Consider the following 13,684-nt stretch of genomic DNA (forward strand, 5'->3'; position numbering starts at 1 on the left):
TTTACCATATTAGTTAGTGTTTTTCATTAGTATTGATAATTAAAAAATGAGCGATGCTCGCTCTCATCCCTAACCCTATCTGCCGCAAAAACGAAAGGCGTCCAAATTAACAAGCTCACAACCATATTAATAATAATTAAGATAATTACTCGCCAATCATAAGCTGTTGCTAAATAGGCATTCAGTATCGGAGGAATTACACTAGGGACTGTGGCTTGGATTGGGTTAATCCAATGCATCGCACTAGCAAAATAGGCAATTGAAACATTTACCATCGGAGCTAAAATAAACGGAATTACATAAATAGGATTGAGTACGATTGGTAAACTCCAAATTATTGGTTCATTCACGTTGAAAAATCCAGGACCAATAGCTATTTTTGCTAGTGTACGATAATCACTTCGTTTTGAAAATAGCAAAATAGCAAAAATTAATAATAACGTTGCCCCACTACCTCCTAAAAAGGCAAAAACATCAAATGAATTTCTTGTCCAAATATAATGAGGTAGTTTTCCAGCTTTTGCTAAACTGATATTTGAATTTTGAGCAGTTAACCAAATAGAATCTAGGACGGGGGCTAAAACACTCAAACCATTTATTCCAAAAAAGTAGAAAGCGTGAATTAAAAAGGTGATTAATAAAACCATACCAAAACCTTGGCCCATTTTCATCAATGGAGCTTGGATTGAATTAAGTAACCAATTTCCAAAATAAGTTCCGGTAATTGTTTGAAAAAGATAATTCACTGTACCAACAATACTTAAACTCAGCAAAACAGGAATAAGTGATACAAAGGCAGCTTCTTCAGCATGAGGAATTTGGTTTGAAAACCGTAAAGTCAAGTGTCCCTTATAAAATAAGACGTACAGCGCTGCGCCTAACCCGCCAAAAATTAAGCCAGTAAAAAGGCCAGTTGAAGATAATTGACTAGTATTAAAAACATGATGCAAAACAACTTGTTCATTGCCAATCTTTACTTTAACCAAATTTGCAATGCTCATACAAAAACTACCCAGAGCCACGATTGCTCCTGCTAACCTATTCACTTCAAAGTTTTTGGCTATTTGGTATCCCCAAGCTAAAACAAAGAAAAAAGAAAAGAGCTTAAAAGTACCTAAATAAACTAAATTAGAAATTTGCACAATTGGCCCTAATGCATAAGCTAACGCTTTTAGTCCTAACATCGTCTTAGCAGCCGAAATTAGTCCAGGAATTAATACTGCTAATGACCCAATAACAGAAATTGGAATAATACTGATAAAAGCATCCCTAAGTGCGACTAGCCAACGCCAATTTGCCAGTCTAGTTGCAAGTGGAAAAACATAACGACTCAAAAAATCAATAAATTTTCGCACTATTTTTTCTCTTTTCTAGGATGATATCCTTTATTCTTTTGCTTCTTTCTTCTCTTCTTGTGATGCTTTTTAACTGGCTTTTCTAAATCAGCTTGAACTTTTTTGCGGATATTCTTCTTAGGCTTTTCTGTCACTAATTTGAAGCCAGCAAAATAAACCTGTTTGAGTTCTATTCCTTGCAAAACTTTTCGCAAATCACGCAAATCATGATCATCACCTAAAGTAACGACAGTACCTTCCATTCCCATTCTGCCTGTTCTACCAGCGCGGTGAAGATAAGTATTCAAATCTTCAGGTAATTCATAATTGACCACGAAACTTAACTTAGGTATATCTAACCCACGCGCTGCCAAATCAGTTGCTAATAACAACTTAGTCTTGCCACTAGCCAAATCATTAATTGCCTTTTGACGCCGATTTTTTGGTTGATTATTTGACAATAAATCAAAAGGAGTTTTTGAGTGAGAAAAAATTCTAGCAAATCTTTCTAGATTTTCATTGGAATCAAAAAATAAAACTCCCTTAAAATTGTCGACTTTAGCCAAGCGTTGTAAGAATTGAATCTTATATTGATTGGCCACTTTTAAGAAATAGTGCTTAATCGTACTCTTTTGGTCTGCCCTCACATCAACCAAATAAAACTTGGCTAAAAATAAGTCTTCTGCCTTTTTGGTGATATCACTTTCGGTAGCACCAAATAAAACAACTTGACTATCTGAAGGTAGGTTTTGACCTAATCTTGACAAAAGTTCAAGCTTAGTAAATTCTAAAATATCATCTGCTTCATCAATCACCAAGTGTTTAATTTGCTTTACTTTGATTTTATTATCTGAAAACAAATCAAAAAAGCGTCCGGGTGTAACTACTAAGACTTCTGGCTTTTTCTTTTTTAGTTGTTCAATTTGACGAGAGCGATTACCACTACCTACTAAAGCCAAAACGTCTAAATCCATCGCCTTAACATATGGCCGAATCGCATTCCGCGTTTGAATAGCAAGTTCAGTTGTTGGTTCAAAGATTACTAAACTGCTTGCCTCACCAGCTTCGGTCACTTCAATTAATGGCAATGAATATGCTAAAGTTTTTCCTGTTCCTGTTTTGGCAAAGCCAATAACATTATGCCCGCTCTTAAGTAAGTCATAACTCCTTTCTTGAATTAAAGTTGGCTTTACTTTGCCTTCTTTTGCTAATACTGCTTGAATCTGTTTGTTATACATTATTGTGTCAACTCTCCATAAAGTTGCTTATACTGGCCCATGGTGCCGTTATAAGCATACATCGTTACATTATCTTCCATATTTTTGGTATTTTTTACATGTCCATGATTTGTATATTGCCAAAAAGCATATAAATTTTTATTAGGTACGTGTTGCTCATCATTTAAAAAACGAGTTTCACTAGGGAAATACATTTGATACTTTTTCGGCACTAACACCATCACCATCTTATTTGTTGTTAAAAATCTTGTGGCCATTTGTCCCATTTGACGATAAAACCTACTATTTTTTCTTACACCTTGTGCAGGCTTCAATAGAATTGGTAAAGAGCCACTGTTAGCGCCAACCTTCTTTTGAAAGAAATTCCATTGACTAGCAACAGTAGATTGATCACTAAAGTATATTACTGTCCCAAAGGCCATGCGAGTTCCTTGGATTTGATCACGATACAAATTATAATCTTCATCAAAATATGATTTTCCTTGAGTAGCACGTAAGTATACAAAGGATAAACCATTACTTTCTAATTGATGTAAATCTACATAATCTTTACTCTGATCAAGTTCTGCACCAATTACACTCAAATTAGCATTAGCTGGCAAAGTTGTTTGGCGCGGGAAAGATTTATAAGCAAAAAATAGACCTGCTACTACAACTATAAAAGCTACAATCAATAAGAAAAAGGTCGAACGATGGCGAAAATGAAACACGATTTTTACCTCCTGAAACCATTTTAACCAATAATCTTCGCTATACCAAGAGCTGATTATTAGGTATAATCTTTAAAGACAATGAAAGGAATAAAAATGAAAAAACAAATAACATTTTCACAAGCTCTAGCAACCTTGGTGGGAAGCGTCATTGGATCTGGAGTTTTTTTCAAAATAAGTACAATTTCAAAGCAGTCTCTATCACCTAGTATCAGTTTATGGGTTTGGATTATTGCGGGGATTTTATCTCTTGCTTCAGCTTTGACAATTGCTGAGGTAGCTGCAGAATTACCCGTAGATGGATCAATCGAATATTTAAATCACACTTATGGCAATCTCTGGGGATTTTTATTCGGCTGGGCTCAAATAATCGTTTATTTTCCTGCTGAAATTTCTGCCAACTCTGCAATCTTTGGTGTTCAAGCTACTAATTTATTTGGCTTAAAGTATTCTTGGCAACTAGTAATTAGCTTGATGATTGTCTCATTTGCCTTTTTTATCAATTTATTTGGAAACAATTTTTCTGGGAAATTACAACAAGTCCTAACAATTGTCAAACTAATTCCATTACTCTTAATTGTTGCTTTCGGTTTATTTGCACCTCAGCAAAATTTTGATTTTACTAACTTTGTCATCAGTAATAAGGTTAGTTTAACTACAGCATTAAGTGGTGGAGTTTTAGCTGCTTTATTTGCCTTTGATGGCTGGATTACAGTTACTAACTTAGCTGGGGAAATGAAAAATGTCCAAAAAGATATGGCAAGAGCCCTAGTTTGGGGAATTGCAATTGTAACCACAGTTTATGTCTTAGTTAACTTAGTCTTTTTGAAAACCCTCCCATTTAGCCAAATTATTGGAAATCAAAATACTGCCTTAGATACTAGTAAAATTTTATTTGGCGGTCTTGGTGGTCGTTTAATTACTATCGGAATTTTAATTTCTTGTTATGGTGCAATTAACGGCTTCATGATTACTGGTATGAGAGCTCCCTTTATTTTATCTAAGCAAAATCTCTTACCATTTTCTGACAAATTTAGCTATACAACTAAAAAGACTGAGGTACCGGTATTTAGTGCCTTAATCATTTGGTTACTAAGTGCCTTAATGATTAGCCTAGGTAGCTTTGATGTTTTAACTGATATTTTGGTATTTGTAATGTGGTTCTTCACAATTTTACTTACTTTATGTCAACCAATTTTACGTATTAAAGAGCCTAACTTAAACCGCCCATTTAAGGTTCCATTTTACCCTGTTACACCAATTGTCGCCCTGCTTGGCGGTATTTTTATCATTATTATGACAGTTATCAATAAGTTCTGGTTAAGTATGGTAGGTATTGGTTTAACAGCCTTAGGCTTACCAATTTATCTTTATAAGCTTAAACAAAATAACAAATAAAATCATAGTAAAAAGGTCAAGTATTTCTAACTTTGAAATATTTGACCTTTATTTTGCCTAAATATAAGCATTCTTCTGTAATTCATAAAGTTCACGATAAGAATCATTGTTTTTTAGCAAGTTTTGATGCTTGTCAAAGCCAGCTAAATAACCATCCTTCAAATACAAAACCTTGTCAGCGAACTTAACTGCAGATAATCTATGTGTGACAAAGAAAATAGTCTTAGCTTGATTCTCATGTAAAAATCTTTCATAAATTTCAGCTTCACTTTTCGCATCTAAAGCAGCTGTTGGTTCATCAAGAAATTCAATCTGGCCATTTGCATATAAGTCTCTTGCTAAGGCAACTTTTTGCCATTGTCCACCAGACAAATCTGTCCCACCATCAAAATCTTTGGCTAATATTGTATCCTGATTAATATGTTTCTTAGCGATAAATTCACTTAACCCTGCTGCATTTAGTGCTTGAGTAATTCTTTCATCCTGTTCTTGATGACCAGTTACAATATTTTCTTTCAAACTTAATTTGAATTTTGAAAAATCTTGAAAGGTTGCTGACAAATTCTTTTGTAATTCAAAAATATTAATATTTTTGATATTGTCATCATTGATTTTTATTTCACCAGCACTTGGATCATAAAATCTCATCAATAGCTTGACTAAAGTAGTTTTGCCGGAACCATTTTCGCCAACAATAGCTATTTTTTCACCTTTTTTAACAGAAAAATTCAAATTATGTAGAACTTCATCTTTTGAAAAAGGATAAGTAAAGGCTAAATTCTTAATAGTAAGTTCTTGAAAATCAGCTGGAAAGGAATCATCACCACTTTCAAAGCCATCAGAATATTTCAAAAAGTTAAAATACTTTTCAATCCAAAGTAATGAATCATACAGTAAGCTACTATCTTCAACTACCCTCGCCATGCTAGTCGAGATATAAGCAATTACCGAAACAAACATTAATAAAACGCCGACTTTTAAGTTACCGGTACTAACATTTAATGCAAACCAGTAAAAACCTATGCCGAACACAGCAACAGATAGTCCAATAAACAAACTGCTGATTAACAACTGCTTTTTACGAATTGCATTTACATCTCGTTTAGTTTCTTCAAAAAGCTTGGTATACTTAGCAATTATTTTAGGGAAGAAGTTGAACAGGCGCACTTCTTTAGCATCTTGCCGATCAAGTAATAGACTGCTGTAATAGTGTAAATATCTGGCATTCTTACTTCTTTCAACCATCGTCTCAAATGCTTCTTGCTGAATTCGATAATAAGAGATGCTTTGCGGTATCATTACCAACAGCATTGCAATCGCAATAATCCAGTTATAACGTGCTAAATATGCCAACATAAACAATAGAGTTAAGCTGTTTTGTAAAACTGAAACTCCAAAGACAATTAAGTTAACTGGACGCCAGCTTGCGTCATCGCGAAGCATTTGTAAATCGTCAAAATATTTACTGTCATCAAAAATACTAAGTGAATGCAAATCCCGTGATTTTTTCATCAAGCTTAAGTTAATAAATCCTGTTAGTTTATCAGTTAAGAGGCCTTGAAGCATCGTTCCTAGCGACGGCAAAAACTGTTGCAGAGCACTTGCAACAATCCAGATAAGGATCATTGTTAAAAAGGGATTATGAGCTGTTACTTCATCAATCACATTTTGACCAGCTGCAACAGCAATTAAGGGAATTATTGCTTGAAGTGGTGCAAGTACGAAGACTAAACAAGCAACAAGTGGTGCTGCTTTAAAGAAGAGCTTATAGGTTTGAACTAATTCAAGTAGATATTGTTTGAACTTTTTAAAACTTGACATAAAGCGACCTCCTTCTTCTATAACAGAATTCAACTAACTAACAATTTCATTATACTATTTTTTGTAATCGCTTCCATTATTGTGCATTAAAAAAGGCAATACTTAATCGATTGCCCTTCTCTACTATTTATTTGCGTATGCTTGAATTACTTCAGGCTTGACAATACCGATAAATGGAATATTGCGGTACATTCCATAGAAATCTAAGCCATAACCAACAACGAATTGATTTCCAACTTCTGAGCCATAAAAATCAACTGTGACATCATCAACTCTTCTTGATGGCTTATTTAAAAGAGCCGCACACTTAACACTTCTTGCCCCTAATTCCATAAAGTGATCTTTCATAAACTTCAAAGTGTGACCAGTATCAACAATATCTTCAATAATTAAGACATCTTTACCCTTCACATCAGTAGAAACATCTTTAACTAGCTTAACCTTACCTGAAGATTCTGTGCCATTGCCATAACTTGAAACATCAATAAAGTCCATCTTACATTTAACATCCATTTGACGACTTAAATCAGTCATAAAATAGATTGCCCCTGTTAATGCACCAACCAAAACTGGTTCTTTTCCAGCATATTCTTCAGTTAATTGCTTACCTAACCGAGTACACATTTCGTGAATGTCTGCTTCACTAAATAAAGTATTTTCTAAAATATCTTGAATATTGTCTTGATTTGCCATTTTCTATTCCTTTATTGTTTTGATTATCACTTCATAGTCTTCTTGTAGTCAATCATAACAAAAAGCAAGTAAAAAAGCACTATTAAAAGTGCTTTTGCTTACCTTATTTAGACTTATTAGACTTTGAAGTAACTTTTTCAACGATAAACCATCTCATAAAGCCTTGTTCAATTTCACTAACTTCAAACTTATAGCCTTCCAATTCAACTGAATCGCCTTGCTTCAAGTCTGGATAGTGTTCCATCATATAACCACCAATAGTGATAATATCGCTATCTTGAAAGGCTTTAATTTTTTCATGATAGAATCTTTCAAAGTCATATAAGGTAGTTTTACCTGATACTCTAACCTTACCGTCTTTGTCTTTGATGATGTATTCATCAGCAACATCATCAATTTCGTCTTTAATTGAACCGAAAAGCTCTTCATAAATATCTTTATCAGTTACAATTCCGCTCGTACCACCATATTCATCAACTACTAAGACAATTGGCGTGTGCTTTTGAATCATTAATTGCAAGATATCTTGAATTGGCATCGATTCAGGTACCGTAATAATGGCTCTAATAATTCTTGTTAGCTGTTGTTCTGCATTGTCGCGACTTTGTTGGATAATGTCATAAGCATAAACATAACCCACAATATCGTCTTTATCATTATCTCTAACAACTGGGAAACGACTAAATCCTTCATCTAAATACATCTTTAAAGCTGTCGCTACAGTATCAGTTGCATCTAAGACTGTTAAACGAGTCCGGTCCGTCATAATATCTTTGGCTACTTTATCGTTTAATTCGAAGGCCCTTTCCATATATTTCAAGTCTTCTTTGTCAAGCGCACCACCAGTAACTGCCATTCGAGAAAGCTTAATAATTTCAGATTGTGAATAAATTTCATTTTCTTCATCTGCTTCTTTAAAGCCCATTAGTTTTAGAACGCAATTTGAGCTAGCGTTTAGTATCCAAACAAATGGATAAACTAATAAATGAAACAGCCGCAATGGCGTTACCACCAGCATTAACATCTTAACTGGCATATCAATTGCAATGTTTTTAGGTACAATTTCAGTAAACACCACTTCTAAATATGTTAAGAGCAAAACGCCTAATACTGCACCAATTGATTTAGCTAAAGTTTGACTTATCGGTGTTTTCAATAACCCATTAGTAATAAGGACTGATAAAGTATCAGTTGAAAACCAACCAAGAACAACACCAACTAAAGTTGTCCCTACTTGAGTTGTTGATAAAAACTCATTTAAGTTGTGAACCATATGAAGTGCATGCTTAAGCTTTTTTAAATTACCTTGCTTTTTAGCAATCATATCTTCAAGTTGGCTTGGTCTAGTTTGAACTAACGCAAACTCAGACATAACAAAAAAAGTTGCAAAGCCGAAAATGATTAACGTAGCTACTAAATTAACTACTATCTGACTTGTATCCAAAGTTTATCTCACCTTTTTAATCGTTTTTCACATCTATTCTAGCATTATTCTGCCAATTACTTAATTAATTTATAAATTTTATCAAATTGTACTCGTTTCGGAATAAAATGACTTGCATTGACTTCTGCAGATTTATCACTATATCCCAAACCAATTGCCATACCAATGGCCTCATCATCATTGATTCCAGTATATTTTCTAATTAAGTCTGGGTATGCAACTAATGAATGAGCTGGCATTGTTGAAATCCCATGATTAATTGCCAAAAGCATAATACTTTGGGCAAAAATCCCCAAATCAAATACAGACCATAAAGGGGACTTCTTAGGAATCGTCAAATAAATGACATATGGTGCATCAAACATATTTTTATTTGCATCATTAAATAATTCAGTTCGATTATGCAAAAAATAGGTTACAAAAGCACCCATGTTAGACATGTTTTGACTAGCAAAAGTTGACCAATCAATTGAAAGCATTGCTGAAAAATCTTCATTGGCTGGGATTTTTTTCTCAACCCTAGTCTTATTTTCTTTTCTCAATTTACTTAAAGCATCCCCAGTAATTACATATGCTTTCCAAGGCTGAGAATTTAGCAAAGAAGGAGATTGTTGAGCCTTTTTAATAATCTCAGCTATCAGTTGTTCATCAATCTTTTTACTTGAAAATTTACGCGTTGCACGCTCTTTTTCAAAAACATCAGCAAAATCCATAAGCGCTTACCTCATAATCTTTCTACATATTCCCATTATAAATAAAAAATTATTTTTTTACTATTAAAAGCTATAAATAAAAGCATCTGCACGAAGCAGATGCTTTTATTTATATTTTACTTAAGCCCTTTCCATTCCCATTCAGTAACTTCAGGAATATCTTTACCATTATCACGAATGTAAGTGTGGTGCTTAGACAATAACTTGTCCATTTCATCAACAAAGCCTGCAGCTGGCAAGTCAAGGTGTTCTACTGCATCTTTAGCTAAGTGGAAGCGGTCAATTTCATTCAAGACCCGCATATCAAATGGAGTAGTAATATCACCATTTTCTTCATAGCCGTGAATTGAAACATTATGATTGTGACGGTCAAACCAAATTGATTCCATCATTGGCTTAAAGCCATGCCATGCAAAGATAACTGGCTTATTCTTAGTAAATAAGCGATCAAATTCTTCATCTGACAAACCATTAGGGTTCTTACGTTGACTTTGCAACTTCATTACGTCCAAGACATTAATATAACGAATCTTAAGGTCTGGGAAGTTCTTATGCAATAAGTCAATTGCAGCTAAAGTTTCCAAGGTAGGTTCAGTACCAGTTGAGGCAAAGACAACATCTGGTTCTGCGTGACCATCAGTTGATGCCCAGTCAATGTAGCTAAGACCATTTTCAACTAATCTTTGAGCTTCTTCTTTACTGAACCATTGTGGACGAGGTTGCTTTGAAGTAACCAAAACATTGATACATTCACGATCAGCAAAAGCCTTATTACTTACTGCAAGTAATGAGTTGGTATCTGCAGGTAAATATTCATGAATCAAGTCAGGACGATTCTTTTCAAAGAGGTGAGTTAACAAACCTGGATCTTGGTGAGTGTAACCATTGTGGTCTTGTTGGAATACAGTTGAGGTATCAACGATGTTAAGAGCTGGATAGTCATGTCTCCAGTATTGTTCCTTAGCCTTTCTTAACCACTTCATGTGTTGGGTAAGCATTGAATCAACTACTCGGCCAAATGCTTCATAAGTTGCAAAGAAGCCGTGACGACCAGTTAAGACGTAGCCTTCAAGCCAACCTTCTGCTTGGTGTTCTGATAATTGAGAATCAATCATTCTACCTGAACGAGCTAAGTCTTCATCATTTGGTTCTTTAATATCTTCCATCCATTGACGCTTTTGACCATCCAAAATAGTAAATAAGCGGTTAGACTTAGATTCATCAGGACCAAAACCGCGGAAGTTAGTTGGGTTTAAGTTAGCAATTTCATTTAAGTACTTAGACCATTCAGCCATATCTTGCTTTTCAACACTACCTGGCTTATCAAAGTCAATTGCATAATTTCTCCAATCTGGTAAGTGAAGACGCTTAGGATTAATGCCACCATTAGTAACTGGATTCATTGCCATTCTTTGGTCACCTTGAACAGTGTTTTCAAGCACAATATCCTTTGGTGAACCATCTTCATTAAATAATTCTTCTGGCTTGTAGCTCTTCATCCAGTCAATAAGCATATCCTTGTGTTCCATATGCTTTTGATCTACTGGGATTGGGATTTGGTGAGCTCTAAATGAATTCTCGATTGGGTTACCATCTAGGTCAAACTTAGGACCAGTCCATCCTTTTGGTGCGCGCAAAACCATCATTGGCCATTGTGGCATTGAATCGTCACCAGTTTCACGAGCATGCTTTTGAATAGCTAAAATATCTTCAACAGCCTTATCCATTGTCTTAGCCATCAATTCATGTGCATCCATATGACTTAAGCCATGAACATTTACAAAGTATGGCTTCCAGCCCATACCTTCAAAGTATTTAGTTAAATCAGCATCGCTCATTCTTGAAACAATTGTTGGATTAGAAATCTTGAAACCATTAATTTGAAGAATTGGTAAAACGGCACCATCGTGAATTGGGTTGATAAATTTATCACTAAACCAACTTGCTGCAAGCGGACCGGTTTCACTTTCACCATCACCAATTTCAACAGCTGCAATTACATCAGGATTATCTAAAATTGCACCTACACCATGTGAAAGTGAGTAACCAAGCTCTCCACCTTCATGAATTGATCCTGGAGTTTCAGGAGCAGCATGTGAAGCTACACCACCTGGGAATGAGAAACGCTTGAACAAACGAGTCATTCCTGCTTCGTCTTGAGTAATTTCAGGATATCTTTCGGTATATGAGCCATCAAGATATGAGTTAGAAACCATTACTTGACCACCGTGACCTGAACCTTCAATGTAAAACATGTTTAAGTTGTATTTCTTAATTACACGGTTTAAATGAGCATAAATAAAGTTTTGTGGGACAATTGTACCCCAGTGACCAATTGGCTTAGGTTTAACATCTTCAGCCTTTAATTCTGTCTTTAATAATGGGTTCTTCATTAAAAACAATTGACCAACTGATAAATAATTTGCTGCACGCCAGTAAGCGTCAACACTCTTTAAATAATCTTGTGAATCGTAATTTACAGCCATTTTTATTCTCCTTTTACGGAATTTCTTTGCTAAATTTATTACACCTATATAATAACCAATATCAAATAAAAGTTCAACTATTTTTAAAATTGGAACGGTCCAATTTAAAATGAAAAAGAAAAAATAAGCTCAGCTGAGCTTATTGATTTAAATTAACAAAACTATTGTATCTCATATACTTATAATGAATACGCATATTGGAGACTTCAAAAGGAGTTCCATCGTCCAAAAAGAAAATACCTTCCATCACTCCGACAGGTTCAACAGGTTTTAGTTGCAATATCTCTTGATCCACTTTATTTGAAGGTTCAACTTCGATATTTAAAAATGATCTACTTACTATTTTGTTTTGTGTATCTTCAAGATAATTGAAGAGTGAATCTTTCAAAATATCCGGCGTCAGTTCAGGCACAATTTTGATTGGAACATATCCTGTTTCAATTAGAAATGGCTGTGCTTCAATTAATCGTAAACGTTTGAATTGATAAACAAAATCATTTTCTTTAAGGAAAAGATCTTGAGCTAATTCAGGACTAGCTTTAACAACTTGAAAATCAAGAAGTTTAATTTTTTGTTCTTTACCAGGAACTTTAAAACTATCAGTCAAGCCCAAATTAGATCCTTCATAGCGAAATAAGGCCTGATTTTTTAAATATAATGGATTAATAAAGGTTCCACTACCTCGTTTTTTAAAAATTATCCCTTGTTGCGCTAACAATTCTAATGCTCGTTTCATCGAAGAACGTGATACCTGATAGTGACTAGCTAAACTACGTTCATCAGGCAGTTTCATATTTTCATATTTTTCAGCAATAATATTTTGCTTAATGTCGCGCATTACTGCTCGATAAACAAAGTCTGCCATCTTAATCCTTCTTTACTCTAATTTGCTTTCTTAATTGCTTCAACAAACCATTTTACAAATTGCTTGCGATCAATTGCAACACCGATTTCAGCATTTATTGGTTTTTCAAAGAAATTATCAAAATCCATCACACTGGCTCCATAAGTATATGATTCATTAGTATCAATAGCTACAAAAGCCCTTTTAAAAGTATACATTTTTGGATTTAACAACATTCCTACTGCTAAAGCATCATAAATTTCAAGACCATCAGTAAAATTGCCATCATGTAAATTATCCAAAATACTATAAAGCATTTCACCCGTTCTGCCTAGAGCCTTTATTTCATTCATAGTATCTTGCTTAACAAAGGCTTGATGTCCTAATTCTAATGGTGCAACTCTAATTTTCACACCACTATTAAAGACAATTTTTGCTGCTTCGGGATCACCAGATACATTATATTCATCATAAGGGCCATAATTACCGCGACCAATTGCACCACCCATTATGACTAACTCTTCGATATTTTTCAAATCTTCAGGATATTGTCTAAAGTAAAGGGCAAAATCAGTTGCAGGTCCAATCTGCATTAAAGTAACTTTTTCCTGACTTTTAGCAACTACTTCATGAATTTTAGTGGCAGCAAGTCCTGGCATCAGCAAACTTTGATCTGGTTCAGGAAAATCATAGCCATCCATCCCACTTTTTCCATGAACATCACTTGCATCAATAGCTGGCTTAATTAGGGGTCTTTTCGCACCTGAAACAATTGGAACACGTTTCTTTAAAAAAGTTTCTAGCTTTAAGCAATTAGCCAATGTCTTATCTAAACTAACATTTCCCCAAGTAGCAGAGATTAATTTCACATCTAGTTCTGCAGCAAATAAAGAAATAGTTATTGCTACTGCATCATCAATTCCAGGATCAGTACTAATAATTAATGGTCTCTTCATCATTAAGTTTCTCCTTTTATACAAACTTTTCAATCAAATATAAAAAG

At 34.4% G+C, this 13,684-nt stretch carries 11 protein-coding genes; 1 reads left to right on the forward strand and 10 read right to left on the reverse strand.

All coding sequences use genetic code 11. The features are described 5' to 3' along the window. Window positions 1-26: 26 nt before the first annotated feature. From H628_RS0101135 to H628_RS0101145, 3 genes are read right to left on the reverse strand one after another with little or no spacing between them, the layout of a single operon-like run. Window positions 27-1,355 (reverse strand): PTS sugar transporter subunit IIC, encoded by a 1,329-nt coding sequence (locus H628_RS0101135; protein ID WP_027824798.1) that lies wholly within the window; start codon window positions 1,353-1,355, stop codon window positions 27-29. Continuing rightward, complete coding sequence (locus tag H628_RS0101140) at window positions 1,355-2,572, reverse strand: DEAD/DEAH box helicase (RefSeq protein WP_027824799.1); 1,218 nt, start codon at window positions 2,570-2,572, stop codon at window positions 1,355-1,357. Before H628_RS0101140 ends, H628_RS0101135 begins: the two co-directional genes overlap by 1 nt. Then, a complete protein-coding gene (locus tag H628_RS0101145) occupies window positions 2,572-3,282 on the reverse strand; it encodes a GH25 family lysozyme (protein WP_027824800.1) in 711 nt (236 codons plus the stop codon). The genes H628_RS0101140 and H628_RS0101145 overlap by 1 nt, the downstream gene beginning before the upstream one ends. 96 nt (window positions 3,283-3,378) lie before the next feature. Between H628_RS0101145 and H628_RS0101150 the strand changes: the two genes are divergently transcribed. After that, window positions 3,379-4,680, forward strand: coding sequence for an APC family permease (locus tag H628_RS0101150; RefSeq protein WP_027824801.1), 1,302 nt, complete (start codon window positions 3,379-3,381; stop codon window positions 4,678-4,680). Between the two features lie 57 nt (window positions 4,681-4,737). On the opposite strand, the gene H628_RS0101155 is transcribed toward H628_RS0101150, so the two are convergent. The 7 genes from H628_RS0101155 to H628_RS0101185 all read right to left on the reverse strand — a co-directional run bounded on the left by H628_RS0101155 (window position 4,738) and on the right by H628_RS0101185 (window position 13,640). Next, complete coding sequence (locus H628_RS0101155) at window positions 4,738-6,501, reverse strand: ABC transporter ATP-binding protein (protein WP_027824802.1); 1,764 nt, start codon at window positions 6,499-6,501, stop codon at window positions 4,738-4,740. Window positions 6,502-6,624: 123 nt separating this feature from the next. Further along, a complete protein-coding gene (gene hpt / locus H628_RS0101160; protein ID WP_027824803.1) occupies window positions 6,625-7,194 on the reverse strand; it encodes a hypoxanthine phosphoribosyltransferase in 570 nt (189 codons plus the stop codon). Between the two features lie 103 nt (window positions 7,195-7,297). Then, on the reverse strand, window positions 7,298-8,638 hold the full coding sequence (locus H628_RS0101165; RefSeq protein ID WP_027824804.1) for a hemolysin family protein: 1,341 nt from the start codon (window positions 8,636-8,638) through the stop codon (window positions 7,298-7,300). A 56-nt stretch (window positions 8,639-8,694) separates the two neighbouring features. After that, window positions 8,695-9,351, reverse strand: coding sequence for a nitroreductase (locus H628_RS0101170; protein WP_027824805.1), 657 nt, complete (start codon window positions 9,349-9,351; stop codon window positions 8,695-8,697). A gap of 116 nt (window positions 9,352-9,467) precedes the next feature. Continuing rightward, window positions 9,468-11,837 (reverse strand): phosphoketolase family protein, encoded by a 2,370-nt coding sequence (locus H628_RS0101175; protein WP_027824806.1) that lies wholly within the window; start codon window positions 11,835-11,837, stop codon window positions 9,468-9,470. Between the two features lie 139 nt (window positions 11,838-11,976). After that, window positions 11,977-12,702, reverse strand: a complete 726-nt coding sequence (locus tag H628_RS0101180) for a GntR family transcriptional regulator (protein ID WP_027824807.1) — start codon at window positions 12,700-12,702, stop codon at window positions 11,977-11,979. A gap of 17 nt (window positions 12,703-12,719) precedes the next feature. Beyond that, window positions 12,720-13,640, reverse strand: a complete 921-nt coding sequence (locus H628_RS0101185; protein ID WP_034538074.1) for a nucleoside hydrolase — start codon at window positions 13,638-13,640, stop codon at window positions 12,720-12,722. Window positions 13,641-13,684 lie beyond the last annotated feature (44 nt).

It is taken from the genome of Lactobacillus psittaci DSM 15354, from assembly GCF_000425905.1.
Lineage (GTDB): Bacteria > Bacillota > Bacilli > Lactobacillales > Lactobacillaceae > Lactobacillus > Lactobacillus psittaci.

Coding starts and splice junctions, on each gene's coding strand:
- H628_RS0101185 (WP_034538074.1), bottom strand. CDS start 13,640: ATGATGAAGAGACCATTAATTATTAGTACTGATCCTGGAATTGATGAT.
- H628_RS0101155 (WP_027824802.1), bottom strand. CDS start 6,501: ATGTCAAGTTTTAAAAAGTTCAAACAATATCTACTTGAATTAGTTCAA.
- H628_RS0101140 (WP_027824799.1), bottom strand. CDS start 2,572: ATGTATAACAAACAGATTCAAGCAGTATTAGCAAAAGAAGGCAAAGTA.
- H628_RS0101180 (WP_027824807.1), bottom strand. CDS start 12,702: ATGGCAGACTTTGTTTATCGAGCAGTAATGCGCGACATTAAGCAAAAT.
- H628_RS0101150 (WP_027824801.1), top strand. CDS start 3,379: ATGAAAAAACAAATAACATTTTCACAAGCTCTAGCAACCTTGGTGGGA.
- hpt (WP_027824803.1), bottom strand. CDS start 7,194: ATGGCAAATCAAGACAATATTCAAGATATTTTAGAAAATACTTTATTT.
- H628_RS0101170 (WP_027824805.1), bottom strand. CDS start 9,351: ATGGATTTTGCTGATGTTTTTGAAAAAGAGCGTGCAACGCGTAAATTT.
- H628_RS0101175 (WP_027824806.1), bottom strand. CDS start 11,837: ATGGCTGTAAATTACGATTCACAAGATTATTTAAAGAGTGTTGACGCT.